This window comes from Microcystis sp. M083S1, from assembly GCF_020246405.1.
Taxonomy (GTDB): domain Bacteria; phylum Cyanobacteriota; class Cyanobacteriia; order Cyanobacteriales; family Microcystaceae; genus Microcystis; species Microcystis aeruginosa_C.
Map to the genome: position 1 here is coordinate 17,153 of NZ_JADBTB010000114.1, position 24,408 is coordinate 41,560.

At 44.9% G+C, this 24,408-nt stretch carries 21 protein-coding genes and 2 pseudogenes; 17 read left to right on the forward strand and 6 right to left on the reverse strand.

All coding sequences use genetic code 11. From position 1 onward, the window contains the following. Positions 1 to 68: 68 nt before the first annotated feature. Positions 69 to 1,118 (forward strand): hypothetical protein, encoded by a 1,050-nt coding sequence (locus IM450_RS11820; protein WP_002798288.1) that lies wholly within the window; start codon positions 69 to 71, stop codon positions 1,116 to 1,118. Between the two features lie 200 nt (positions 1,119 to 1,318). Further along, complete coding sequence (locus IM450_RS11825; RefSeq protein WP_287666190.1) at positions 1,319 to 2,917, forward strand: SpoIID/LytB domain-containing protein; 1,599 nt, start codon at positions 1,319 to 1,321, stop codon at positions 2,915 to 2,917. Between the two features lie 149 nt (positions 2,918 to 3,066). Here the strand turns inward: IM450_RS11825 and IM450_RS11830 are convergent, their stop codons facing one another. Next, entirely contained in the window at positions 3,067 to 3,756 is a 690-nt protein-coding gene (locus tag IM450_RS11830; RefSeq protein ID WP_002798291.1) for a potassium channel family protein, read from the reverse strand. A 91-nt stretch (positions 3,757 to 3,847) separates the two neighbouring features. On the opposite strand from IM450_RS11830, the pseudogene IM450_RS22720 reads away from it, so the two are divergent. Together IM450_RS22720 and topA are read left to right on the forward strand one after the other, a co-directional pair. Then, positions 3,848 to 3,940: pseudogene (locus tag IM450_RS22720) on the forward strand (IS982 family transposase); the annotation flags it as partial. A gap of 324 nt (positions 3,941 to 4,264) precedes the next feature. After that, positions 4,265 to 6,901, forward strand: a complete 2,637-nt coding sequence (topA, locus tag IM450_RS11835; RefSeq protein ID WP_287666187.1) for a type I DNA topoisomerase — start codon at positions 4,265 to 4,267, stop codon at positions 6,899 to 6,901. Between the two features lie 344 nt (positions 6,902 to 7,245). On the opposite strand, the gene IM450_RS11840 is transcribed toward topA, so the two are convergent. After that, the gene (locus IM450_RS11840) at positions 7,246 to 8,031 is read right to left on the reverse strand and encodes an SWIM zinc finger family protein (RefSeq protein WP_002800296.1); all 786 of its coding nucleotides are present in this window, start codon (positions 8,029 to 8,031) and stop codon (positions 7,246 to 7,248) included. A gap of 335 nt (positions 8,032 to 8,366) precedes the next feature. On the opposite strand from IM450_RS11840, the pseudogene IM450_RS22725 reads away from it, so the two are divergent. The 3 genes and pseudogenes from IM450_RS22725 to IM450_RS11855 all read left to right on the forward strand — a co-directional run. Beyond that, positions 8,367 to 8,570, forward strand: a pseudogene (locus tag IM450_RS22725) (IS30 family transposase); the annotation flags it as partial. 204 nt (positions 8,571 to 8,774) lie between these two features. Next, complete coding sequence (gene fni / locus IM450_RS11850; protein ID WP_002800286.1) at positions 8,775 to 9,818, forward strand: type 2 isopentenyl-diphosphate Delta-isomerase; 1,044 nt, start codon at positions 8,775 to 8,777, stop codon at positions 9,816 to 9,818. Next, entirely contained in the window at positions 9,812 to 9,985 is a 174-nt protein-coding gene (locus tag IM450_RS11855) for a hypothetical protein (RefSeq protein ID WP_269465050.1), read from the forward strand. The genes fni and IM450_RS11855 overlap by 7 nt, the downstream gene beginning before the upstream one ends. Here IM450_RS11855 and IM450_RS11860 read toward each other — a convergent pair. Then, entirely contained in the window at positions 9,965 to 10,417 is a 453-nt protein-coding gene (locus IM450_RS11860; protein WP_287666182.1) for a porin, read from the reverse strand. The two genes, IM450_RS11855 and IM450_RS11860, sit on opposite strands and share 21 nt — an antisense overlap. Before the next feature lie 53 nt (positions 10,418 to 10,470). Between IM450_RS11860 and pyrE the strand changes: the two genes are divergently transcribed. The 5 genes from pyrE to nuoK all read left to right on the forward strand — a co-directional run bounded on the left by pyrE (position 10,471) and on the right by nuoK (position 14,518). Beyond that, positions 10,471 to 11,160, forward strand: a complete 690-nt coding sequence (pyrE, locus tag IM450_RS11865; RefSeq protein ID WP_190381304.1) for an orotate phosphoribosyltransferase — start codon at positions 10,471 to 10,473, stop codon at positions 11,158 to 11,160. 603 nt (positions 11,161 to 11,763) lie between these two features. Beyond that, positions 11,764 to 12,882 (forward strand): NADH-quinone oxidoreductase subunit NuoH, encoded by a 1,119-nt coding sequence (gene nuoH / locus IM450_RS11870; protein ID WP_272104777.1) that lies wholly within the window; start codon positions 11,764 to 11,766, stop codon positions 12,880 to 12,882. A gap of 42 nt (positions 12,883 to 12,924) precedes the next feature. Continuing rightward, positions 12,925 to 13,497 carry an NAD(P)H-quinone oxidoreductase subunit I gene (gene ndhI, locus IM450_RS11875; protein WP_002733194.1) on the forward strand — a complete coding sequence of 191 codons (573 nt, stop codon included), beginning with the start codon at positions 12,925 to 12,927 and terminating at the stop codon, positions 13,495 to 13,497. A 93-nt stretch (positions 13,498 to 13,590) separates the two neighbouring features. Further along, positions 13,591 to 14,187: an NADH-quinone oxidoreductase subunit J gene (locus tag IM450_RS11880; RefSeq protein WP_008203498.1), complete on the forward strand. Its 597-nt coding sequence runs from the start codon at positions 13,591 to 13,593 to the stop codon at positions 14,185 to 14,187. A gap of 25 nt (positions 14,188 to 14,212) precedes the next feature. Continuing rightward, entirely contained in the window at positions 14,213 to 14,518 is a 306-nt protein-coding gene (gene nuoK / locus IM450_RS11885; RefSeq protein WP_197533180.1) for an NADH-quinone oxidoreductase subunit NuoK, read from the forward strand. 66 nt (positions 14,519 to 14,584) lie between these two features. Here the strand turns inward: nuoK and lptC are convergent, their stop codons facing one another. Then, entirely contained in the window at positions 14,585 to 15,733 is a 1,149-nt protein-coding gene (lptC, locus tag IM450_RS11890; protein WP_149988360.1) for an LPS export ABC transporter periplasmic protein LptC, read from the reverse strand. A gap of 74 nt (positions 15,734 to 15,807) precedes the next feature. Then, a complete protein-coding gene (locus IM450_RS11895; protein ID WP_287666175.1) occupies positions 15,808 to 16,998 on the reverse strand; it encodes an HhoA/HhoB/HtrA family serine endopeptidase in 1,191 nt (396 codons plus the stop codon). A gap of 163 nt (positions 16,999 to 17,161) precedes the next feature. On the opposite strand from IM450_RS11895, the gene IM450_RS11900 reads away from it, so the two are divergent. The 3 genes from IM450_RS11900 (at position 17,162) to IM450_RS11910 (ending at position 20,428) form a co-directional block, all read left to right on the forward strand. Further along, entirely contained in the window at positions 17,162 to 18,499 is a 1,338-nt protein-coding gene (locus IM450_RS11900; RefSeq protein WP_002800268.1) for a Mur ligase family protein, read from the forward strand. A gap of 128 nt (positions 18,500 to 18,627) precedes the next feature. Continuing rightward, positions 18,628 to 19,431, forward strand: a complete 804-nt coding sequence (locus IM450_RS11905) for a type 1 glutamine amidotransferase (RefSeq protein ID WP_002750261.1) — start codon at positions 18,628 to 18,630, stop codon at positions 19,429 to 19,431. 76 nt (positions 19,432 to 19,507) lie between these two features. Further along, complete coding sequence (locus IM450_RS11910; RefSeq protein WP_287688734.1) at positions 19,508 to 20,428, forward strand: hypothetical protein; 921 nt, start codon at positions 19,508 to 19,510, stop codon at positions 20,426 to 20,428. A 52-nt stretch (positions 20,429 to 20,480) separates the two neighbouring features. Here IM450_RS11910 and IM450_RS11915 read toward each other — a convergent pair whose 3' ends face one another. Then, positions 20,481 to 21,248 carry a cupin domain-containing protein gene (locus IM450_RS11915; RefSeq protein WP_287666169.1) on the reverse strand — a complete coding sequence of 256 codons (768 nt, stop codon included), beginning with the start codon at positions 21,246 to 21,248 and terminating at the stop codon, positions 20,481 to 20,483. An 805-nt stretch (positions 21,249 to 22,053) separates the two neighbouring features. Between IM450_RS11915 and IM450_RS11920 the strand changes: the two genes are divergently transcribed. Both IM450_RS11920 and IM450_RS11925 read left to right on the forward strand, forming a co-directional pair. Then, positions 22,054 to 22,443, forward strand: coding sequence for a hypothetical protein (locus IM450_RS11920; protein ID WP_287720625.1), 390 nt, complete (start codon positions 22,054 to 22,056; stop codon positions 22,441 to 22,443). A gap of 202 nt (positions 22,444 to 22,645) precedes the next feature. After that, on the forward strand, positions 22,646 to 24,408 hold a 1,763-nt coding region (locus IM450_RS11925), incomplete at its 3' end, for a tetratricopeptide repeat protein (RefSeq protein WP_287715538.1).

Genomic DNA, 24,408 nt, shown 5'->3' on the forward strand with positions numbered 1-24,408 from the left:
TCGACTTGTCGGGGGTTGCCAGAGCGAGTTAAGATAAAATGCCCGATTAACTGCCGAGTCTATCATATATGGTTGATGCTGCGACGTTCTCCTCCGACACCTCCGCGATCATTGATGCCTTTGAAACGCCTCTAGAGTTTAACTTTCAACTGCCAGATCCCGAAGATGAAACCATCCAAGATCATGACTTTCAGCAGCAACTGGATTCTTTTTGGAAAGTTTGCGATCGCTTTGATTTGCAAACGGAAATCTGGCGGGGGCGAATTTTGCGAGCTATTCGCGACCGAGAGAAGCAAGGCGGTGATAGTCGCGGTACAGGCTTTTTAAACTGGTTAAAACAGCGAGAAATCACTAAAAGTCAAGCTTATGCTCTGATTCAATTGGCTAATAGTGCTGATACTCTCCTAGCAGAAGGACAACTGGATCCCGATAGTATCAATAATTTTAGTAAACGCGCCTTCGTAGAAACGGCCAAATCTGCCCCCGAAATTCAAAAATTAGTCAGTGATGCAGCCCGACAAGGGGAGAGAATTACCCGTCGGGAGGTGAAGCAATTGGCCGATGAATGGACGGCGATGAGTTCAGATTTACTACCCGATGAGGTGAAGGAAAAGGCCAGCGATGGTAGTTTACCGGCGCGTCATCTCGCTCCCCTAGTGAAAGAATTAGAAAAGTTACCCGATACTCATATCGACACTCTCCGCCAAGAAATCGCCGCTAATCCCGATGTGGACACGGTAAAATTAATCACCTCGGAAGCACGCAGTTTAGCCAAATATCTCGACGCGGCGGCCCAAGTACAAACTCTCCGACGAGGTAATTTAGATATCGAAATGGCTTTAGAAGAAGCTTTGCGCGTCGATTGTCTAAATACGGCGGCGGATCTGGTTAAACAAGCCACACAATTAGAGCAGGCCGTGGCTAAACTTTATACTACTTGGAAACGTTTGGGTAGTTTGTCCGATCGCCTCTATGTGGATACGGGAGCAAGTAATCCCCATCTGCGATCGATGTTAACCTGTTTAGAAAGTTTAACCAGTGAAGTGATCGAAGTAGAACTGGATGAAGGTGGGCAAAAAATGGTACGTTTACGCATTATCAGCGATGGGGGAAGTTAGATGGGAATTATGAATTATGAATTGGCAAGTGGGGAGACTTTTCAGTGAGCAGTAATCAGTTATCAGTGGGAAGTGGCGAGCAAAAAGCGTTCGACAAAAGCTCACGCCGAAGTCTGATGACTAAAAAGCTGATAGCTTGCTGCTATAATCTCTGAATATCCTCAAATTTTATGAAAACTTATTAACAGATACTTGACTTTATGCTAAAAATAAAGGAAAAAAAACCGATAATTAGCATCGGTTCCATAACTGCGGCGATCTTGCTCAGTTTAACCCTAATTCCTGCCGCTATAGCCAAGGATGTCCTTCTGAGAGTGGGCATTGTCCAACGTTTTGGCGATGAAGCCAAGGAAAAATTAACCCTGAGTAGTACCAGTGGTGATAATCTCACCCTGCGGGTGCTGGGAGAAGATGGCCAATCCCAAACCCTGCAAACCAATCGCCTACAATTAGAAGTTATTCCCCGTCCCCTCGCTTCTCCCATCCTCCAAGAAAAAGTCATTTTGAGCGACCACGCCACCTTTGAAACCGCCGAAAATAGTGCCAAAAATTGGGCAAAAATGGGCATTAAAGTGGAAATCACCCAACCCGGACGCTGGCAGGTTTGGGCAAAGCGAGAAGTTTATGAAAATCCCCTAGTGCGGCGTTGGTTGCTGACCAGTTTGCAAGCCAAAGGCCACAATCAACCCTATATTAATAGTGTTTTACTCAAAGAAAAGCCGCAAGTTTCTTTCCAGATCAACGGGGTGCGCTATTTTCCCAAAGAATTAGAAATCGAGAGCCAAAAAAACCTGATTCAAGTCACCCATAGCCCCGAGCAAGTACGTTTGTACGGGGGAACCATGCGCCTACAGCCCAACGCCTACGGCACTTTTACCCTAGTTAATAACGTTCCCCTCGAAACCTACCTGCGTGGGGTTGTACCCCACGAAATCGGTCATGATGCCCCGGAAAGTGCCACCCAAGCGCAAACTATTATCGCCCGTACCTACGCCCTCCGCAATCTCCGCCGTTTTCAAGCCGATAATTACGAACTCTGTGCCGATACCCATTGTCAAGTTTATTATGGATTGACGGGAACTAATCCCCGGGCCGATCAAGCGATCACAGCCACGCGAGGCCTAGTTTTAACCTACCAAAATGAGTTAGTGGATGCCCTTTATTCCTCCACCACCGGCGGAGTAACTGCCCTCTTTAGTGATGTTTGGGATGGGGAAGAAAGACCTTATCTCCGGGCAGTGGTGGACTCCCCCAATCGAGTCTGGGACCTGTCGAAACAATCTCTCGCTAATGAGACAACTTTTCGCCAGTTTATTAATCTTAAAGATGGTTTTAATGAGACAGGCCGACGGGTTTTTCGCTGGCAAAAACAAGCTTCTTTAGCTGATTTGAGTCAAGACCTAGAAACCTATCTAAAACGCAGAAAACATCCCCTCGCCCATTTCCAGAAAATCCAATGGATGGAAGTGACTAAGCGCTCTCCTTCCGGTCGGATTCTGACTATGACTATTCAAACCGATAAGGGGATTTTGGAACTGCATAAAAATGAGGTGCGTAGTGCCTTAGGACCGCCTCGCAGTACCCTATTCTACATCGATCCTATCTACGATACCAATCGACAAATCCAGGGTTATAACTTTATTGGTGGCGGTTTTGGCCACGGGGTAGGATTAAGTCAATTTGGTTCCTATAATTTAGCCCGTTTGGGTTGGTCTCCCGAACAAATTCTCGCTTTCTATTATCCCGGCACCATCATTCAACCTCTCAATAATTCGATTGTCTTTTGGCGAGGAAATTAATCAGTTATCAGTTATCAGTTATCAGGGATATCAGGAGAAAAAAATGTTCGACAAAAGCTCACGCCGAAGTCTCGCCGAACGTCCGAAGTCTCACGCCGAAGTCTGGCGGCTGAAGGCTAAAAAATCGCCTTCATCTATTTGACTAAATTCTACATCGGTAAACGCTGAATATCTCGGTTAGAACCAATTACCACCATGGCTAAATCCTTGTATAATCTTTCTTGGGGATTGGGGTTAATCTTGAATTTTTCCGCATTACCGACAGCGACAATATTTAAACCATAACGATTACGAATTTCTAACTCTGCTAGGGTTTTACCGTGAAAAGCTTCCGGGACTTTTAACTCGACAATACTATGTTCGGGATCGAGATCAAATCGTTCTAAAATTGATGGTCTAGTTAAACGGTGCGCTAACTCACAACCGGCATCGTATTCGGGAAAAACTACTAAATCTGCACCAACTTTTTTTAGTAATTTTCCATGGATTTCTGTGGAGGCTTTAGCGGCGACAAAATTAACCCCTGCTTCCTTACAATTGAGAGTAGTAATGATACTTTCTTCCACGTATTTACCAATAGCGACAATCACCGTATCGGTTTCAAAAATTCCCGCTTCTCGCAGGGCGTTAGGTTTGGTAGAATCAAGCTCGATCGCATTATCTACTATTCGATCAGATAACGCTTGTGCTACTAATCCTTCGTCAATATCTGTCGCTACCACTTGATAACCTTGTTTGCGTAAGGTTTCACAGACAGCGCGCCCAAATCTGCCTAATCCGATGACGGCAAATTGACGATTTTGGGGACGCATACTACTAAAAAATTTAATTGATTGCATAATTTTAACGTCAGTTCGGGATAAGGGTGGAAAGAAAAGGCGGAGGCTAGTAAGCTGAAAAATATATAAACTCAGCACCCTCAACCCATCTATGTTCAGTCTAGAAGCTCTTTTCTGTCCTGTCGACGACGGATGCCTTGTATTTGAACCTAAATTAGAACAGACAAGGCTTTGGCCCGATTCACCTCTTTGTAATAAACCTACACCTGTAAGCGATAGGCACTCCCCACCCCCCAATTCATAATTCATAATTCCCACTCCTCAAACGGATTATATTACCCTGCGGCCGCCAGCAGTGCCTTGAGTCCGATCGCCGCTCCAGAAAAATATTAAGTTTTGTTAAGAAGTTAGTGACAAAAGACCAGCTTTAATCTCTATTATCGTAATAAGTGGCTTTTGACCTGAATCAAGCCGGTCAAGATAAATAGTAACTTTTGCCCATCATCAAACAACGATTGTCAGTCTAACTAAAACAGTCGCTGTGGCGATGCCCTCGTGATCAATTCCTATGTCAACCCTGGTTATTGTCGAATCCCCCACCAAAGCTCGGACGATCAGCAATTATCTGCCTAGCGGCTATCGAGTCCAAGCCTCCATGGGCCACATCCGCGATCTGCCCGCCTCCGCCGAAGAAATTCCCCCCACCCACAAAGACAAATCCTGGGCCAATTTAGGCGTAGATGTGGAGAACGATTTCGACCCCCTCTACGTCGTCCCCAAAAGCAAAAGTAAAGTCGTCAAAGAATTAAAAGAAGCCCTCAAAGGGGCCAGCGAACTGATCCTCGCCACCGACGAAGATCGGGAAGGGGAAAGCATCAGTTGGCATCTCTTGCAGGTACTCAACCCGAAAATACCCATCAAAAGAATGGTATTTCACGAAATCACCAAAGAAGCAATCCAAGCCGCCCTGAAAAATTGTCGCTCCATCGACGAAAATTTAGTTCACGCCCAAGAAACCCGCCGCATACTCGATCGCCTCTACGGTTATACCCTCTCCCCCCTACTCTGGAAAAAAATCTCTAAAGGTCTATCCGCCGGCCGCGTGCAATCCGTCGCGGTACGTCTGCTCGTGCAGCGCGAACGAGAACGACGAGCCTTTAAAACCGCCAATTATTGGGATCTGAAAGCCACCCTCGAAAAGGACAAAAATCAATTCGAGTCGAAATTAGTCACCTTAAACGGTCAAAAAGTGGCAAATGGCAGCGATTTCGATGCCGACACCGGCAGACTGCTCCCCGGTCGCCAGGTGACACTTTTGGATCAAGCCACCGCCGCCGCCTTAAAAGAACGCATCGAAGACAAAATCTGGCGCGTTAGCCACACCGAAGAAAAACCCACCACTCGCAAACCTTCCCCCCCCTTCACCACCTCCACCCTACAGCAAGAGGCTAACCGGAAACTGGGCATATCCGCCCGCGACACCATGCGAATCGCCCAAAATCTCTACGAACAGGGCTACATCACCTATATGCGGACCGATTCCGTCCATCTTTCCGATCAGGCCATCACCGCCGCCCGCAATTGTGTAGAACAAATGTACGGAAAAAATTACCTCAGTCCCCAACCCCGGCAGTACACCACCAAAAGCAAAGGCGCACAGGAGGCCCACGAAGCCATCCGGCCCGCCGGTAGCAGCTTTCGCCTGCCCCGGGAAACCGGCCTGAGCGGACTAGAATTCGCCCTCTACGACCTAATCTGGAAACGTACCGTCGCCTCACAGATGGCCGATGCCCGCATTACCCAGATCGCCGTTAATATTCAGGTAGAAAATGCCGGATTTCGCTCCTCTGGCAAAAGAATCGACTTCCCAGGCTTTTTCCGCGCCTATGTGGAAGGTTCCGACGATCCCGAAGCCGCCATCGACGACCAAGAAATAATCCTACCCCCCCTCAGCATCGGTGATACCCCCAATTGTCGCCAACTAGAAGCCATTAGCCACGATACCCAACCCCCCGCCCGTTATAGCGAAGCCTCCCTCGTAAAAACCCTCGAAAGTGAAGGAATCGGGCGACCCAGCACCTACGCCACCATTCTCGGCACAATTATCGATCGCGGTTATGCCCAAATGCGGAATAAAACCCTCATTCCCACCTTCACCGCTTTTGCCGTGGTTAGTTTGTTAGAAAATCATTTCCCCGACCTGGTAGATCCCAAATTTACCTCAAAAATGGAGGAAACCCTCGACGATATCGCCACTGGTTCCGCCCAATGGTTGCCCTATCTCGATCGCTTCTATCGCGGCGAAAAAGGGCTAGAAAGCCAAGTCAAAGAGCGCGAGAGTCAAATTAACTCTAGCACCGCCAAATCGGTAAATTTAGAGGATTTACAGGCAACTATCAAGATCGGCAAATACGGTCCCTATCTGGAAGTCTCCCGAGGCGATGAAATCCTCACCGCTTCCATCCCCGCCGATTTAACCCCCGCCGACCTCAACCCCGAACAGGTAGAAACCCTGCTGCGACAAAAAACCGCAGGTCCCGATAAAATAGGTCTTCATCCCGACACCGGAGAGCCAATTTATCTGCTCGTGGGTAGTTACGGCCCCTACGTCCAGTTAGGAGATGTCAGCGATGACAACCCCAAACCGAAACGCGCCTCCCTACCCAAAGGAGTCAAACCAGAGGATGTCACCCTCGAACAAGCGGTGGGTTTATTGGCACTGCCACGACTACTGGGAACCCATCCCCTCACCGGAGGCAAAATTAAAGCCAGCTTAGGGCGTTTCGGTCCCTATGTGGTTCAGGAAGAGGGCAAAGAAAAAGAATATCGTTCCCTGAAAGCCAGCGATGATGTCTTAACTATAACCCTCGATCGAGCTTTGGCCCTATTAGCCGAACCGAAAAAAACTCGCAGCGCCAGGGGTTCCACCAAACCACCCCTAAAAGAATTGGGTCAACATCCCGACGACGGGGAATTGGTGGGATTGTACGAGGGTCCCTACGGAGTTTATATCAAGCACGGTAAGACTAACGCCAAGATTCCCGAAGGAGAAACCGCCGAAACCCTGACTCTAGAACAAGCTTTAGTCGCCCTAGCAGCCAAGACAACCACTGCCAAGAAAACCACCACCAAGAAAACTACTTCTACCACTACTAAAAAAACTACTTCTCCGGGTAGTAAAACTGGCAAAAGTAAGAAGGTTTAGCGGTTAGTGGTGAGGCGATTTTCTCCATGGTCAATTCCTCACCCCGATGCGAGGACAAATCCGGTTGGCTCTTTTGTCCTTGGCACCACTTTGACTAGGCTGATCCTAAGTAGGTAGGCGTTAAAAATTATCAGACACCACCCTTATCAAGGGTAGGGTTGATTCATGAATCAACCCTACCTTATCAAGGGGGGATCAAGGGGGGATCAAGGGGGGATCAAGGGGGGATCAAGGGGGGATCAAGGGGGGATCAAACCCCCCTTATTAAGGGGGGATCAAGGGGGGATTAAAGGCAAAATCCATTTTTAATTTAATTATAACCAGCTACTTATACCCCAAATTCCCTACTGTAAAGCAATCGCCATCGCTTCTTGGGGAATTTGTCGGTAAATTGGTTTTAAAAATTGTTCTATGGCATCCGATTCGGGGGCAGCCAGGGGAAAATTGCCTAAAATGTCGAGAATGGTTTGATTTTCATTCCCCGGCGTAATCACAACTAGGGAGGGATCTAGCTCCTCATCGTACTGCCAAAAGCGATCGATAGTGCTGTCGGGGGCAGTTTTTTCAACTACTGTGGGGGGTTCACTGACTGCTAAAGGTTGATTATCAGAAGAATAGGAGCGTTTTTCTCGTAAAGCTTCCAGAATTTGGCTTTTGGTTCGGCCGCGCAGTTGCAAAAGCAAGAAGGGATCGACGCTAAAACGATCACCCAATTGATAATATACTGCTCCTATATGTTTGCAGGGGTTGGCTTGATCGGGACAGGTACAACGAGAGCGAATATCAGCTAGGGAAAAGGGAAATAAATTCACCCCACTATCGATAAAAACACGCTCAATATTATCGGGCATTTGTCCCGTGAGCAATTGAGCGGAATAAATAGCCTTTTTGGAGAGAAGCTTAATAATATAATCCCATTCTTCATCACTAAAAGCCGCTAGGGATAAATCCACTATATAAGGCTCTGGTTCACTGCCTTGTACTCTAGCAATAACTTGCGAGTCTTCAAAGTCAATACTTAAAACATTGCCTTCTCTGGCGTAAAGTCTAGCTCGTTCCAAGCGTTTTTTAAAGCGATAGGAATCGAGTAGTTCTAGCCATTTTTGTACCCACCAAGCTTGTTCTGTCATTTTTTATTTACCCTACAGCTTATCAGCTTCGTTACCAACAAAAACGCCAATTCAAAAAGGAAACACATCAGCCTTAAGAGTTGACAGAGAAAGGCTCATCAGGTATATTCTGATCTTTAACAACAAAAAATCAGACCCAAAAACGAAGCCCTTAACATTCTAACATAGAACAAAGAAACTTGCTCTACCAACTTGGTCAAAAGGGAAATTTATCTTAACGGCAAATAGCCGTCTTGCTGGTATGTCATCTATGAAGCAGAAACCCAAATTGTGAGTTTTGGGAATCGCCGTCCGTTTTACGGCGGTCAGGATGTCAAGAAACCATCTACAAAATTTCTTGGGAGAGGGGATTAAACGAGCATACTAAGGGACTGTTAAGACAAGTCTTTCCCAAGAGAACGAATTTTAAAATTGTTAAGCCAGAGCAGGTAGAAAGAGCCATAAACTTGATTAACAATCGTCCTCGATAATGTCTTGACTATCGTAGCCTGAATGAGGTATTATGTGATAGCTCAAACAGGGATGAAATTCAGACTTGAATTAGCCCAACGATCAAAAATTTAGCCGCTGCTTATCGAAATCCTTTAGAAAGCCTGATTAACCATTGTTTATCGGCAGAAGGAGGTTATACGCCATCGGATTTTCCCGATGCGGATCTTAATCAGTCAGAACTAGATGAACTGCTCTTAGAACTCGATTTTTAAACTCAATCTAATGTTTAACCCTCATGCTTGATAACAACTATGTCATCGCCTAATCTTCCCAGTGAAATTGAAAATCGTAAAAGCGAACATCTGCGAGTTTGTATCGAAGAAGATGTGGAATTTCAACAACTTACAAGCGGTTTAGAAAAATATCGTTTTACCCATTGTTGTCTTCCTGAACTTGACCGCAGTGATATTGAACTGGGGACAACCTTTTTGGGGAAATCTTTAAAAGCTCCAATTCTAATCTCTTCCATGACCGGAGGAACAGAATTAGCCCATTTAGTCAATACTCGATTGGCAACGGTCGCTCAACGCTATGGTTTAGCGATGGGGGTGGGTTCTCAACGCATTGCACTCGAACAACCGGAATTAGCGCCGACCTTTGCAGTCCGTTCTCTGGCGCCAGATATTCTCCTGTTAGCGAATTTAGGGGCTGTACAGTTAAATTACGGCTGCGGTTTAGAAGACTGTTTAAAACTGGTGGAATTATTAGAAGCTGATGCCTTAATTCTGCATCTCAATCCTTTACAAGAATGGGTGCAATCGGGAGGCGATTCTAATTTTAAAGGTTTACTCGCTAAAATTCAGCAAATTTGCGCTCAATTACCCGTTCCCGTCATCGCCAAAGAAGTCGGAAATGGCATCTCTGCGGTGATGGCCAAACAATTAATTGAAGCCGGAGTCGCCGCGATTGATGTGGCGGGAGCCGGAGGCACGTCCTGGGCCAAAGTCGAAAGCCAAAGAGCCAAAGACAACAGACAAAGGCATCTCGGACAAGTTTTTGCCGATTGGGGTTTACCTACGGCTGAATGTATTACCACCATTCGGTCCATGAATTCAACCATTCCTTTAATTGCTTCTGGGGGCTTAAAAAATGGCTTAGATCTTGCCAAATCCATCGCTTTAGGAGCCGATTTAGGAGGGTTGGCTCGACCGTTTCTCGTAGCAGCGATTGAATCAGAAGCCGCCGTTGATGAGTTGGTAAAATTTTTAATTGCTGAACTTGAAATTGTTTTATTTTGCACCGGAAATCCTAATTTATCCGCCCTTAAAAATTCAGGAGCCTTAAAACCATGTTAAAGTTTTCAATGGAATTGTGTTATCCCCAGCTTGATGTCAAAACCTTAAGCGTTGGCACTTTGTGTCCCAAAGAAACCAGTAGTGAACAAACCTTAAACTATTTAATTTCTCAATGGAAATTACAACAGATTTCGGTTAAGAAGAGATTAAAAACCTCCTGGACTTAAATAACTGGGATTTTCCTGTAGGGAAGTATCGAAGGGATTGGGTAAATCTTGGGTGCGAATTAAGGGGCCAGACTGTTGCTGTTGCATGACATCATAGTATAAAGTTTCGACCAATTTCGCATCCCGGGTAATCATATTGTCGAAATAGGAACCTTGCATAAAAGTACGCCAACCATTCCGAGAGTTTAACTGTCCTGAAATGCTGGTGTAGTCGTAGAAACGACCAGTATTGTTATTAACAGCGCGGTTAAACAAACCGGGGATATTATTAAATCCTACCGCCGTATCGGGAGAGGGGACAAGTTGCAATTGTTGGGTTTTTACCGGTGCCGGAGTGGTGGCGGGGGAACGTTGGGCGATCGCAATAGGCGAACTCAACCAGACTAAACCGGTTAAACAAAACAGGGAAGGAAGTAAAAACTTAGCGCGCATGGGTAAAAATCTCCTCACAGGGGTAGGGTTAATTAAAAAATTGTTTCAATGGGATGAGAAAGAAATCAATACTAGCGATCGAGTCAATATATAATGACTTTTGGCTTAATTGTAACCGAAATTTTGGAGTCAGTCAGGCTCCCAATCCTGAAAATATGGCTAATTCCTCGGTAGCGACTCTCGATACTGCTTCCCTGCGTCAATTTCTCCTCGATGCTCTTGTCCGTCTTGCCTATCGAGAGGGGGATTTCACCCTGTCTTCAGGACAAAAAAGCAGCTACTATATCAACGGTAAACAAGTTACTCTCACTGCGGAGGGAGCTTTAGCCGTGGGGCGTTTATTGCTGTCTCTACTGCCTCCAGATACCCAAGCGGTGGCAGGATTAACCCTAGGGGCGGATCCGATTGTCAGTGCCGTTAGTGTGGTATCTGCCTACGAAAATCGCCCGATTCCAGCTTTAATCGTCCGCAAAGAGGCAAAAGGTCACGGAACCATGGCTTATATCGAGGGGCCGACTTTAAACCCCGGGGCCGCGGTGGTTGTCCTCGAAGACGTGGTGACAACGGGGAAAAGTGCCATGGTAGCGGTAGAAAGATTACGCGATGCGGGTTATCAAGTAGATTTAATCATTGCTTTGGTGGATAGAGAGCAAGGAGGGGCGGAATTTTACCAATCTCAGGGAATAAAGTTTCAAGCTTTGTTTTCGATTCGAGACCTACAGGCGGCTTATCAGACTAAATAGCGGGGAGTGGCGAAAAACGCTCGATAACTGGATTTTAACAGTCGGATTGGCTCTGGGGATCAACCACAAAGGCACAAAGAACACAAAGAGGAAGACAGATTCGAGCGGGCTGCTTTCATTGCCTAAACGATAAGTTAAGTAGGTAGGCGTTAAAAATTATCAGATACCCCCCTTATCAAGGGGGGCAGGGGGGATCGAACCTAAAATCCATTTTTAATTTAATTATAACCAGCTACTTAACTAGATTTTTTTCCTGTGAATAATTGGTAAGTACCTAAGCAAAATTAATTACACATATCTAACCACCTCTTGCCTCTTGCCTATCTTTACTAGGAAATTAATTTTGCACGACTACTTAACTAGCTGAGGTTGTCGGCGCTAAGAAACAGATGAGAACATTGATAGATTCAGAGTCTAACTATTGACTAATACCTATTCTCGGCGGGGGAATCAAGATTGCTTGACTCTCTTGGCTGCTAATGAGTTGAAGCCTTTGTCACTTTCTGATAACCCTCAGACCGACTAACTGTATACTAGGCTATAAGATTTGCTTAAAAATCTTCAAACCATGCCGAACTATTGACAGTACAGCGATCGCCAAATATGAATCAAGGCATAGATTTACAAGAAAGTTTCATTAAATCCCTAACAGACTTGGGATTAAGTGGAGGACTGGCTAAAGCGATTTGGATGCCTTTACCCATGTTCCTGATGATTATAGCCGCCACAGTGGGGGTTTTAGTCTGCGTCTGGTTAGAAAGGAAAATTTCCGCCGCCGTCCAACAGCGTATCGGGCCCGAATACGCAGGACCCTTGGGCGTTTTACAACCGGTCGCCGACGGTCTGAAATTAGTCTTTAAAGAAGATGTCGTCCCCGCTAAGGCTGACCCTTGGTTATTCCTCTTCGGGCCGATTTTGGTGGTGATGCCGGTGTTTGTCTCCTATCTCATCGTCCCCTTCGGTCAAAATCTGGTGATTACTGACCTAAACGTAGGTATCTTTTTATGGATTTCCTTGTCCAGTATTGCCCCCATTGGCTTATTAATGGCGGGTTATGCCTCGAATAATAAGTATTCCTTACTGGGAGGCCTACGGGCGGCGGCGCAATCGATTAGTTATGAAATTCCCTTGGCTTTATCGGTATTAGCGATTGTGATGATGTCTAATAGTCTCAGTACCATTGATATTGTCGAACAACAATCCGGTTATGGCATTTTAGGCTGGAATATCTGGCGCCAACCGGTGGGTTTTCTGATTTTCTGGATTGCCGCTTTAGCTGAGTGTGAACGTCTGCCTTTCGATTTACCAGAAGCGGAGGAGGAATTAGTCGCCGGTTATCAAACCGAATACGCAGGGATGAAATTCGCTCTCTTTTATGTGGGTTCCTACGTTAACCTCGTGCTGTCGGCCCTAGTTTTCGCCGTCCTCTATCTTGGTGGTTGGGAATTTCCTATCCCCGTCAATGCTGTGGCCGGCTGGTTGGGAGTGAGTGAAACCAATCCTTGGCTACAAATTATCACCGCTTCCCTCGGGATTACGATGACGGTATTAAAAGCCTATTTTCTCATCTTCATCGCTATTCTCTTGCGTTGGACTGTACCCCGGGTTCGCATTGACCAATTACTCGATTTAGGCTGGAAATTCCTCTTACCGGTATCTTTAGTTAACCTACTACTTACCGCCGCCCTAAAACTAGCTTTTCCCTTTGCTTTTGGCGGTTAATTCCCGTTTTTGCCCTGTTAACCTACTATACCTCTGACCATCATGTTTAACATCCTCAAACAAGTCAGCGATTACGCCAAAGGTAGCATTCAAGCGGCGAAATACATCGGCGAAGGTTTATCCGTTACCTTCGACCATATGCGTCGTCGTCCGATTACCGTTCAGTATCCCTACGAAAAGTTAATTCCCTCGGAACGTTATCGGGGTAGAATTCACTTTGAGTTCGATAAATGTATCGCCTGTGAAGTTTGTGTGCGAGTTTGTCCGATTAATTTACCAGTAGTGGATTGGACTTTTAACAAGGAAATTAAAAAGAAAGAACTCAAACACTACAGTATCGATTTTGGGGTCTGTATTTTCTGCGGTAATTGTGTAGAGTACTGTCCGACTAATTGCCTATCGATGACCGAAGAATACGAACTAGCGACCTATGATCGTCATGAATTAAACTATGATAACGTCGCCCTAGGCCGTTTACCCTACAAAGTCACCCAAGACCCGATGGTAACACCTCTGAGGGAATTAGGTTATCTGCCTAAAGGTGTCATCGAACCCCACGATTTACCCGCCGGTAGTCAACGCGCCGGTAAACGTCCGGAAGAAATTACCGATTAATTAGCAGTTAGCTATCAGCCGTCAGCCGTCAGCCTTCAGAAGCTGATAACTAATAATTAATAACTCTCAAACATAAAAGGAGATGGAACTACTGTGAATTTAGCCGAGGGCGTTCAAATAGTATCTTTTGGCATTTTAGCAGCCCTGGTAATCGGGACAGCTTTAGGCGTGGTACTATTATCTAATATCGTTTATTCCGCCTTTTTATTGGGCGGTGTTTTTATCAGCATTTCGGGTTTATATCTCTTACTAAATGCTGACTTTGTAGCGGCGGCACAAATTCTAATTTATGTGGGTGCAATTAACGTTTTAATTCTCTTTGCTATTATGCTTGTTAATAAGCAAGAGGACTTTTCTGATATTCCTAAACGTTGGATTCGTCAGGCATCTACTGCTTTAGTTTGTGTGGGTTTATTTGTGCTGTTATCGACCATGGTTTTAATCACACCTTGGTCAATTTCTACCACTTCTCCCGCAGTGGTGACTAACACTTTAGTAGAAATCGGTAAGCATTTCTTTAGTGATTTCCTGCTACCCTTTGAATTAGCTTCCGTGCTATTATTAATGGCCATGGTCGGAGCAATTATTTTAGCTCGTCGTGACCTTATCCCCACCCTAAAAGCTGAAGAACCTACGGCCACAGCCTTAACATTACCCGAACGACCTAGAGAATTAACCGCCCCTAAATAAGACCAAAAAAAGAGGTATCATGCAGATTCAGTTAGAGTATTATTTGTTATTAGCGGCGGCTTTATTTTGTATCGGAATTTATGGTTTAGTCACCAGTCGCAATGCCGTCCGGGTTTTAATGTCGATCGAATTGATGCTCAATTCTGTTAACATTAACTTAATGGGTTTTTCCAACTATCTTGACCCCGCTAATATCCGAGGCCAAATTTTTACTATTTTCGTGATTACCGTAGCGGCAGCCGAAGCAGCCGTGGGTTTAGCGATTATCCTGACTATCTATCGTAACCGCGACACCATCGATATGGAACAGTTTAATCTGCTCAAATGGTAAGCTTTTAAATATTTACCCCCCCCTCTCCCTTTTTTGGGGAGAGTTTTTTTTGGCTAATTTTCCCTGTTAACGGGGATAAATCTCGGTGACAACTCGATCGGGGGAACTACTGGTAACAACAATGTTATTATCTTCTAAAGTGCCGATCGCTTTATCGCCAGTGAGATTAAATTTTGGTTCCTGTTGTTCATAGATAATATTCCCCTCGGCCTCGACAATTTTTTCCGACATTTTCCAAGTTAAAATCTGACTATACAATTGCGCCCCAGTTTTCTGATTAATTCCCTTAACCCCATCCTTGAGATAAGCGATGCGATTGCCTAATTCCACCACCACACGATTACCGGTAATAGTGATTTGATCTTGATATTGAAAAATTTCCGTGGGGCGATCGGAAGTTAGGGTACGATTTTGATAGTTCCAAATTGCCTGAGAACCAGAAATCTGTAAAGGTGGTTCTAAAGAGCGATATTCGAGGTTTTCTTGCAGGATAACCTGATTATTTTTTCTTTCCCAACGACCGCCGATAGCAGTAAGGCGATCGATAATAGTTTTATTAATATAGCGATCAAAAGCGACTTTTTGATCGGTACTAATGACCTGTTGCGGAATTTCCCAGTACAGGCGCTCGGTTTGCAGGACAACACGAGATTCCTTGGCGGTAGCCACCACTTGACCTTGTAATTCTAGTTTTTCTTGGCGCGTGTCGTAGCGTCCTTGGCGCGCCTTGGCTTCTAGTTGTAGATGACTACCTTTGATCCCTTTGGGGGAGATTAAAATACCCTCCTTAGGTAGCCAACGCAATTCCGGCGCGTTAATAATGGCTTTATTGCGGGGATCTACAGCCACAATATTATCTTTGAGGAGAATTTCCTGGCCTTCCTTATAGACTTCACCACGGTCAGCACTAACCTGTAAAACTACTTTCCCATCTTGATAGATATTACCCTTGATATTTTCCAGACGGGCGATTTTTTGGTCTTGGGTGTAGGTAGCTTTTTTGACCTGAATTTTCCAGAGGGGTTGTCCCGAGGGGTTAGCCTGTTCTAAAGTGGCATTATTGAGAATTAAGCGGCCAGTTTCTTCGATTTTAGGCGATTCTGTCGGCGAAATTTTCGGCGGATCAGGCGGTTGACAGGCCGTTAATCCCAGCAAACCGATTAGAAGGGCAGCCCCGCGCCCAATTGATAATTTTAATTGTAACCGCTGCCTCAATTTCGATCGCTCCGCTGCTATTTTCTCTCCTCCCAGTGTAGGGTAAGGGGTCGCCCCTTGACCGAGCGGTATTGTTAATCGCTAGTTTTGCTGGGAAAAACCCCCGGTTGAACGGTGAGAGTTTGTTGTTTACCCCTGCGGTTAATCTCGATTTCCAGATTACCACCGATCGCACTGGTTTCTACACCTTGCTGCACATCGGCGGCGGTTTTAACGGGGTTTCCTGCCACAGTTTCGATGATATCACCCGGTTGCATTCCGGCTTTTTGAGCGGGGGAATTTTCCACCACTCGCAGGACGATTACCCCTTCATTTTGGTCAATATTAAAGTTTAATTCTTTAGTTTCGTTCAATTGCTGCCGTAATTCTGGGTTTAGCGTCACCATCTGGATACCGATGTAGGGATGTTCCGCTTTACCCTTGCTAGATAGCTGTCCCGCCACTTTTTGGGCGGTTTCGATGGGAATAGCAAACCCTAAACCCTGGGCATCGGCCCGAATTGCCGTATTAATGCCGATAACTTCCCCCTTGGCGTTCAGCAACGGGCCGCCGGAATTGCCGGGGTTAATAGCGGCATCGGTTTGGATAAAACGAACCCGTTTATCGGGAACCCCCACTTCGCTGCTAGTCCGGCCCAAGGCACTAATAATGCCCACCGTAACAGTATTATCTAAGCCTAGGGGATTGCCAATAGCGATCGCCCACTCTCCGGGGGTTAAAGTTTCGGCCTTGCCAAAAGTCACCGTCGGTAAATTTTCCGCCTCGATTTTCACCAGGGCCACATCGGTCATATTGTCAACCCCCAGGACTTTACCCTGATAGGTTTGACCGTTTTTCAGAGTCACTTTTACTTGGGTTGTCCCTTCCACCACATGGGCATTAGTCAAAAGTAGTCCATCTGTACTAATGATAAACCCAGAACCGGTTCCCCGTTCCAAATGCTCCTTGGGAATCGGCACTTCATTACCAAAAAAGCGCCGAAAAAAGGGCTGTTTAAATTCTTCGGGAATTTGGTCGGCCACTTCCCGGGCCGAGTCAATCCGCACCACCGCCGGCCCGACTTTCTGCACGGCCTGGGCGATAAAATTAACATTACCGTCGTTTTGGGGAATAACAGGGAGAGAGAGGGAAGCGGGGAGAATTGCCGGCGGTTTATTTACCTCTAGGGGCGCTTTTCTGCTTAAATACTGATTTCCTAGCACACCCACAGTACCCCCTAGGGCGAGTAATCCCAGTGAAATCCCCAATCTTGTCAATAAACCCATAAGCTCTAGCCCTAAAATGTCGTGTGCGGTAGAATCGGCCCCAAACTTACCTATATTATAGGCTGTCTTTTTTGTCAGTAGAAAAGAATCAATGGGAACTTACCCCGTTTACGGGTCTTCTTTTAGGGGTAAAATCACGAAACAGCTATAAGAATCTCACTTCATGCAATTGTTTGATCGTATCCGTTTAGGGATAGCCGTAGCGGTGGCTAAAACCGTTACTGCTGTGGTTAAAGGACTCCGTTTAGGGGCCGCCAGCGTCTTGCCGGGGGAAATTGCCCGTCGTCTCCATCCCCGTTTGTTGCCGCTACTTTGTGGGCAAGTCCGAAGGGGGGTAATCTTGGTGGTTGGCACGAATGGAAAAACTACCACTTCCCTACTGCTAAGAACTATTCTAGAGCGTCAGGGGGCAAAAGTCACCCATAACACCACTGGGGCGAATTTAATTAATGGTTTAATCACTGCTTTATTGGCCGATGCTAATTTATTCGGCACTTTAAAGGCTGATTATGCCATTTTAGAAGTGGATGAAAATATTCTCCCTTTGGTTTTAAAAGATTGTCGTCCTCGCGCTATTTTAGCTCTTAATTTGTTTCGCGATCAACTCGATCGCTATGGGGAAGTGGATACGATTAGTCGCCGTTGGCAAGGGGCCATATCTCCCCTACCCACCGATACTTTAGTGATTCTCAATGCTGATGATCCGACCCTTTCCCATTTGGGTCAACAACTGCCCCAAAGAGTTGTATATTTTGGCTTAAGTGAGCCGGAATTGTATCTAGAAGAAATTCCCCACGCTGTCGATTCTATTTACTGTCCTAAATGTGGTGCTTCTTTGGATTATCGCGGGGTTTATCTCTCCCATTTAGGGGATTTTAGTTGTCCTAGTTGCGGCTTTAAAAAGAGTAATCCTGCTTTTCATAGTCACGATTGGCCGCAGATTTTAATCGGTGTTTATAATAAATATAATACTTTAGCAGCGGGTTTAGTAGCCCAGGAATTGGGTATTAAAGATCGAGAAATTTTTGAGACAGTTCAGGGTTTTAAAGCGGCTTTTGGTCGAGCGGAAGAATTAGAAATTGAGGGTAAAAAAGTTAGAATTTTACTGTCTAAAAATCCCGTGGGTATGAATGAAACAATTCGCGCAGTGGCTGATATTTTACAGAAAGAAAAGTCTTCTACTACTCTCTTAGTTCTCAATGATCGCATCCCCGACGGGACGGATGTTTCTTGGATTTGGGATGTGGATACGGAAAAATTAACCCGCTTGGGAACAACTTTAGTAGTAACGGGCGATCGACTTTATGACATGGCTTTGCGCTTACAATATAGTCAGGATAGTCTCGCTTATCCCGTTAATTTAATTGTTGAATCCGATCTAAAAAAAGCGCTCCAAATTGCCCTTAATAACACCAAAAATGAGGAAACTTTACATATTTTACCCACCTATTCTGCTATGTTAGAAGTACGAGAGATTCTCACGGGTCGAAAGATTTTGTAGAAATTAGAAAAGAGTGAAGATTAGTGTTAGGTGTTGGGGTGTTAGGGTGTTAGTTGAATTCCCCCATTTCCCCATTTGCCCATTCCCCCATTTCCCCATTTCCCCATTCCCTAATCCCCTAAAAAATTATGCAAGAACTAGAACTAAAAATCGGCTGGTTATATCCGACCTTAATGAGTACCTACGGCGATCGAGGTAATGTTATTACTATCCAAAGAAGATGTCAATGGCGTGATATTCCTGTGACAATTATTCCCCTAGATGCTCAAACAGAAGCCGATACATTTTATCAAGTAGATATAATTGTTGGGGGTGGAGCGCAGGATCGGCAACAGGAGATCGTTATGCGGGATTTACAGGGGAAAAAAGCGGCGGCGATGAAAGAACAATTATCGGCAGGAATACCGGGGGTTTTTACCTGTGGTTCCCCACAATTATTAGGACATTATTACGAACCAGCTTTCGGTCAAAGAATCGAAGGATTAGGATTATTAGACCTAGTAAGTAAACATCCCGGCCCCAATGCAAAACGCTGTATCGGTAACGTGGTTTTTGAAATTACGGCCTCTCCCTTAGCGGAGGAAATTAAAGCTATGACTGGGGAAAAACCGCTAGTAATTGGCTTTGAAAATCACGGGGGTCGTACCTATTTACAGACCGTTTCTCCCTTGGGAAAGGTGATTACTGGCTACGGAAATAACGGAGAGGACGGTTATGAAGGAGCATTTTACCACAATGCGATCGCTACCTATGCCCACGGTCCCTTACTACCCAAAAATCCCTTTTTAGCCGATTGGTTAATCCAAAAAGCTTTAGAACAAAAGTATCAAAAACCGATTTTTTTAACAAAACTTGATGATTCTCTGGCCCTGAAAGCACGATTTGCCATGTTTGAACGACTAGAACTAACCGGCGTGACCAATAAAGCCTAAACTGGTCATATACACTTATGGCAGGAGATAGTCAAACTAGCCATTAAGAATTTTAATTGTGGCAGCTTATGAAATTATGACTGGAAAAATTATCGATCGTCAAACGGCGGGGTTTCTCGTCCTCATCATCCCCCTAGCGGTGCTAATCATCCTTGTTTTTACCGCTTGGCCATTGATCCTACTTGTCTTCCTCTTAACTCTGGCAGTCAAGGTGTGGCAAGACTATCGCTGGTCAAAATTATCGACGGTGATTAACCCCTATTTCAATCAACTTTTACAGGACAATCAAGGTTGTCTCACCCCGATTGACCTATCGGCAAAAGCCAATCTCACGGCCAAATTAGCCAGACAATTTTTAGACAGAAAAGCTGAGGAATTTGGAGCGCAAAAAAAAGCTGTAGGCGATAAGGGTATGGCCTATTACTTTATCACCGCCAGTACCCTGGGTAGTATTTTTGATGAGAGTGACCCCTCTTTAGAAGAAATAGAGGAAAAACAAGTTCCTGCGATTACTGCCTCGAGATCTCCCCTGACCAATTTAGAGCCATCGCAGGAGGCTAAATCCCCCCTGATTGTCGCCGAAAAAAGCGAAAATTCTGTCCCGGAGGTTCCTGTTATTTCCTCCTCCCAACCCCTGACTAATTTAGGTAAATTATTTGAGGAAAAAGAGGAAGAAAATACCGCAGCAATCTCTGTTCAAGAAACGGTAATTCAAGAACCGGAGGAGATAATTAATCCTAGTTTAAACAGTTCTGCCAGTTCTTTGTTCCAGTCAGAAGCAGAAGTTAGGGAAGAATCCCTAACCACTGTATCTGAAGCCATCTCATCGATGAGTTTGGCGGATTTGGCTAAACGTTTAGGAGTTACTCCGGCCGTTTTGGGTAGAAACAAGAAAAATAAATCTGAAACAGAATTCGCCGATTGGAGTCGCATCAGAGATCCCGATGGTATTGCTTGGAAATTTGACGCAAAAAACTCCCTATTTATGGCCAACTGATAGGTGATTTGTTTGGTTTTCTAGACAGGCATTGAGCCTGTCTTTTTTAACTCTACGTCCTACCCTCAATCCCATAGATGGTTGCTTCAGGATGTTGGAAATCATCACCCACCACAAATCTGGCGGTTGTATCAGTAACAGGATAGGTTTTAACGTAAATGAGACAACCTGTTGTTGAGGAAGGACTGTAGGGGCAATGGGGGGGGTATCTTAGCCAACTGCCTACTGGATAGCTACCTAATTCATCACTCCAGGTACCTTCAATGACAAAGATTTCTTTAATCTCAGTTTCGACAACATTCACCAACTGAGTGTTGGGCAGCCAACGCTCAATCCAGACTTTTTCTGAGAAATCTGCTTGCTCGTAGAGGTGTTGAACCTTAATTTCAGGCACTATACCTGCTTGCCAGGAGCCGTTAAAAATGTTGGTTCTCACTTGTTGGCGAGTTTTACCACCATGTTGCCGCAATTTAACAAAAGTCAGGCATCCTTCCTCACTATAGGGGCGATGGATAAAGCCTTCGGGGTTAAGCATATAAGTACCCGGTGGATGCACCCCTGTTTCATCTGCAAAATTGCCTTCAAGCACCAAAATCTCTTCACCACCGGGATGTCCATGCAGCGGGAAAAAACCACCAGGATAGAATCGAGTCAGCATTGTTACTGGATGATCCTGGATTTCATGGTCAGACTCGAAACAGCCAAACCAAATTCCAGTAAAGTTTGTCTGAAACCAAGTTAATGATGTGGGAAGCACAGATACGCGGCTTAGTAAGTTTACGTGAACTTTTTGGGGTTTCCACAGAGATTGAGCAGTCATCTTTCCTGAATTTAATTTTTTTAGGTTGAAAAATTATTTAGCATTATTCTTCTACCTAAGAATACTATGTAAGCAGTTATGCCTTCAAGTTTCCGAGTTCGTCTACTCTCATTAAGAACTTCGGAACAGGAAATACGCAGAACTCGAGCGCCATGGCTTTTTAGTCCAGCTAACGGCTAAGTTATGCCGTGCTTCTCATCGACAAGAAGGTGATCGTCTTAATTCTTAAGCATAGCCGACAATCTCATGGAATGAACACTAGGATCGTTTCATTCTCTCAAATCCTTATCTGATAACGTTTTTAGTCGATTTATCGGAATAAGTAGGTAGGCGTTAAAAATTATCAGAAACCCCCCTTATCAAGGGTAGGGTTGATTCATGAATCAACCCTACTATGAACCTAGAGACAGGGGGGATCAACACCCCCCTTATCAAGGGGGGATGGGGGATCAACACCCCCTTATCAAGGGGGGATTAAGGGGGGATCAACACCCCCTTATCAAGGGGGGATTAAGGGGGGATCAACACCCCCCTTATCAAGGGGGGATTAAGGGGGGATCAACACCCCCCTTATCAAGGGGGGATTAAGGGGGGATCAACACCCCCTTATCAAGGGTAGGGTTGATTCATGAATCAACCCTACTATGAACCTAGAGACAGGGGGGATCGAAACCCCCCTTATCAAGGGGGGATTAAGGGGGGATCAAAGGAACGCTGATTCCCGACAAGATGAGTGATTGACTTTCCTGCTTTCATCCCAAAATAGTTGTGCTAGAATGGCGAAAAATTCTCGCGATTGATAATTATGTTAGCCGAATTAGCCGCCGCCGAAATCGCTAAAATCGCCTTTGAAGCTGTTATCGGTAAATTAACGGAAGGAGCAATGGATAAAGGTGTAGAATTGTGGCAAAAAATTAAGCAAAAGTTACAAAAGGAACCGGCCGCAGCCAAGGTTTTAGCGGCAGCCGAACAAACTAAATCCGAGGCGATGATTGAACAGCAAGTGGTTCCTTTTTTACAGGTAGAAATGCTCAAAGACACCAATTTTGCCCAAGAAATCCAAACCCTAGCACAACAAATTAAACAAGTTATCAACAGTGGCAATCAAGACAATATCGCCATGAATGCCACAGCTTATGATAATAGTACCGTTAAAATGGTAGGAAAAATTGAGGCTGATACAGTTAGTTTCTAAATCCTAATGGCTCTCTTGGGTTAGTTGGGTAAAATGTATCACTGAATACATTTTATTATTCCCTATTTGCCAGAAGAGAAGGATGAACCACAAAGGCACAAAGGACACAAAGAGTAACTAGCGATCGATTAATCAAACTTATCACAGGAAAGACAAGAGAGCCATCCTAATTTTTATCTCAAGAAAACCCCCAATTTTTCTCATGACTTCAGAAACTAATTCCAACGAGATTAATCTATCGGCAACGGCCCAGGATCAATCTAAAGTAAATTTAATTGGCAAAATCGAGACTAAAAATCTAATACTTTCCGAGGAACTTTTAAACCGATTGGAAACTCCATCGGGGGGTATTTTCAAGGGAGGAGATGCTCGAAAAAGTCTCGTCCATTGGCAGGGAAGGGAGGAGGAAATCACCCAAATTAAGCAGTGGTTTAATGATCAAAATGTTGCGATGATTGGCATTAAAGGAGTTGGAGGAATTGGAAAATCTACCCTAGCCAGTAAAATTTTTAAGGAGAAAATTACCCTCGATCCTTCCCTAGGGGACGATGAAGATTTATTCCCAAAACGCTTTTGGTGGGAAGCGGGAAATCTGGGCGGATTTAGTGGTTTAGCTCGCCAATTACTGACGGAATTTGGTTATCCTGTCCCCGAAAAAGAAATAGATTTACAGGAAGCTTTAATCAGACAATTGCAACGCCATCGCCACCTAATTATTATCGATAATCTAGAGAGTTTATTAGGGGAAGATGGTTCTTGGAATAATGAATTTTATCAGCAGTTTTTCACTGCTTGGATAGAAAAAGGTGACACGAGCAAAATTATAGTCACCACCAGAGAAAAGCCAAAAACTAGGGGTTTTAACCGTTGGATTGAGCTAAAAGGTTTGAAACCTCCTGAAGGGGCGCAATTGTTAGCGGAATCGCGAATAACAGGGGATCTAGAGAACTTTTCTCGACGGGTGGATGGTCATCCATTACTCCTGCGATTGGTGGCGGATTTAATCTTAGCAGAATTTCCGCAAAACCCCAGTTTAGAAAGGTTAGAGGATTTAGGATTAGGAAATTTATCGCAACTTTTGAGCGATCCGCAGGTGGTGGGGAGTCATCGTCAAGAGACAGTGGGAATTGCTTTAGTTTTAGATGCTAGTTTTCAGCGACTTAGCCAAAGACAGCAGGAATTATTCACTAAAACCAGCATTTATCGCCGAGAATTTGATTCTCCAGCAGCCAAAGCGGTGATGGATAATTACCCGGAGATCGCACTATCCGAGATCACGGCAGATCTGCGAGAATTACAGCGACGATCATTATTAGAAGAAAAAGAGGAAAATCGCCAGCGAATTTTTAGTTTTCAGCCTTTAGTTTGGGAATATGCACAATACAAAGCCGGCGATCAAAGGGAATTACACCAAAAAGCGATCGCCTATTATCTTTCTATTGCTCAACCCGACTCCTGGGAAATCCTCAACGATGTGCAACCTTACCTAGAAATTTTCTATCATCGCTATCAGTTAACCGAGTACGACAATGCTTTTGATATTCTCCGTGCTATCGATGATTTTCTCACCCGACGGGGGTATTATCAAACCCGGGCCGATTATTACCTTGAATTAGTCACTGTTTACCAACAACAGGAGGAGCAAACCAACTGGAATTATGCCGCATCCCTCACCAGTTTAGGCAATGTTTACTATTCCCTAGGAGAATACCAAAAAGCGATCGAGTTTCATCAACAGTCTTTAGCAATCACACGGGAAATCGGTGATCGGGGGGGTGAAGCGTATTCCTACAATAATTTAGGCGCTGTTTACAATTCCCTAGGAGAATACCAAAAAGCGATCGAGTTTTATCAACAGTCCTTAGCAATCACACGGGAAATCGGTGATCGGGGGGGTGAAGCGGCATCCTACAATAATTTAGGCACTGTTTACCGTTCCCTAGGAGAATACCAAAAAGCGATCGA

Excerpts from the sequence above, each read along its gene's own strand:
- topA (WP_287666187.1), top strand. The coding sequence starts at position 4,265 with ATGTCAACCCTGGTTATTGTCGAATCCCCCACCAAAGCTCGGACGATC.
- pyrE (WP_190381304.1), top strand. The coding sequence starts at position 10,471 with ATGAGAAAGAAATCAATACTAGCGATCGAGTCAATATATAATGACTTT.
- IM450_RS11840 (WP_002800296.1), bottom strand. The coding sequence starts at position 8,031 with ATGACAGAACAAGCTTGGTGGGTACAAAAATGGCTAGAACTACTCGAT.
- IM450_RS11855 (WP_269465050.1), top strand. The coding sequence starts at position 9,812 with ATGTTAAAGTTTTCAATGGAATTGTGTTATCCCCAGCTTGATGTCAAA.
- IM450_RS11830 (WP_002798291.1), bottom strand. The coding sequence starts at position 3,756 with ATGCAATCAATTAAATTTTTTAGTAGTATGCGTCCCCAAAATCGTCAA.
- IM450_RS11905 (WP_002750261.1), top strand. The coding sequence starts at position 18,628 with ATGCAAGAACTAGAACTAAAAATCGGCTGGTTATATCCGACCTTAATG.
- IM450_RS11860 (WP_287666182.1), bottom strand. The coding sequence starts at position 10,417 with ATGCGCGCTAAGTTTTTACTTCCTTCCCTGTTTTGTTTAACCGGTTTA.
- IM450_RS11910 (WP_287688734.1), top strand. The coding sequence starts at position 19,508 with ATGACTGGAAAAATTATCGATCGTCAAACGGCGGGGTTTCTCGTCCTC.
- IM450_RS11900 (WP_002800268.1), top strand. The coding sequence starts at position 17,162 with ATGCAATTGTTTGATCGTATCCGTTTAGGGATAGCCGTAGCGGTGGCT.
- fni (WP_002800286.1), top strand. The coding sequence starts at position 8,775 with ATGTCATCGCCTAATCTTCCCAGTGAAATTGAAAATCGTAAAAGCGAA.
- nuoH (WP_272104777.1), top strand. The coding sequence starts at position 11,764 with ATGAATCAAGGCATAGATTTACAAGAAAGTTTCATTAAATCCCTAACA.
- IM450_RS11895 (WP_287666175.1), bottom strand. The coding sequence starts at position 16,998 with ATGGGTTTATTGACAAGATTGGGGATTTCACTGGGATTACTCGCCCTA.
- IM450_RS11920 (WP_287720625.1), top strand. The coding sequence starts at position 22,054 with ATGTTAGCCGAATTAGCCGCCGCCGAAATCGCTAAAATCGCCTTTGAA.
- ndhI (WP_002733194.1), top strand. The coding sequence starts at position 12,925 with ATGTTTAACATCCTCAAACAAGTCAGCGATTACGCCAAAGGTAGCATT.
- IM450_RS11915 (WP_287666169.1), bottom strand. The coding sequence starts at position 21,248 with ATGACTGCTCAATCTCTGTGGAAACCCCAAAAAGTTCACGTAAACTTA.
- IM450_RS11825 (WP_287666190.1), top strand. The coding sequence starts at position 1,319 with ATGCTAAAAATAAAGGAAAAAAAACCGATAATTAGCATCGGTTCCATA.
- IM450_RS11820 (WP_002798288.1), top strand. The coding sequence starts at position 69 with ATGGTTGATGCTGCGACGTTCTCCTCCGACACCTCCGCGATCATTGAT.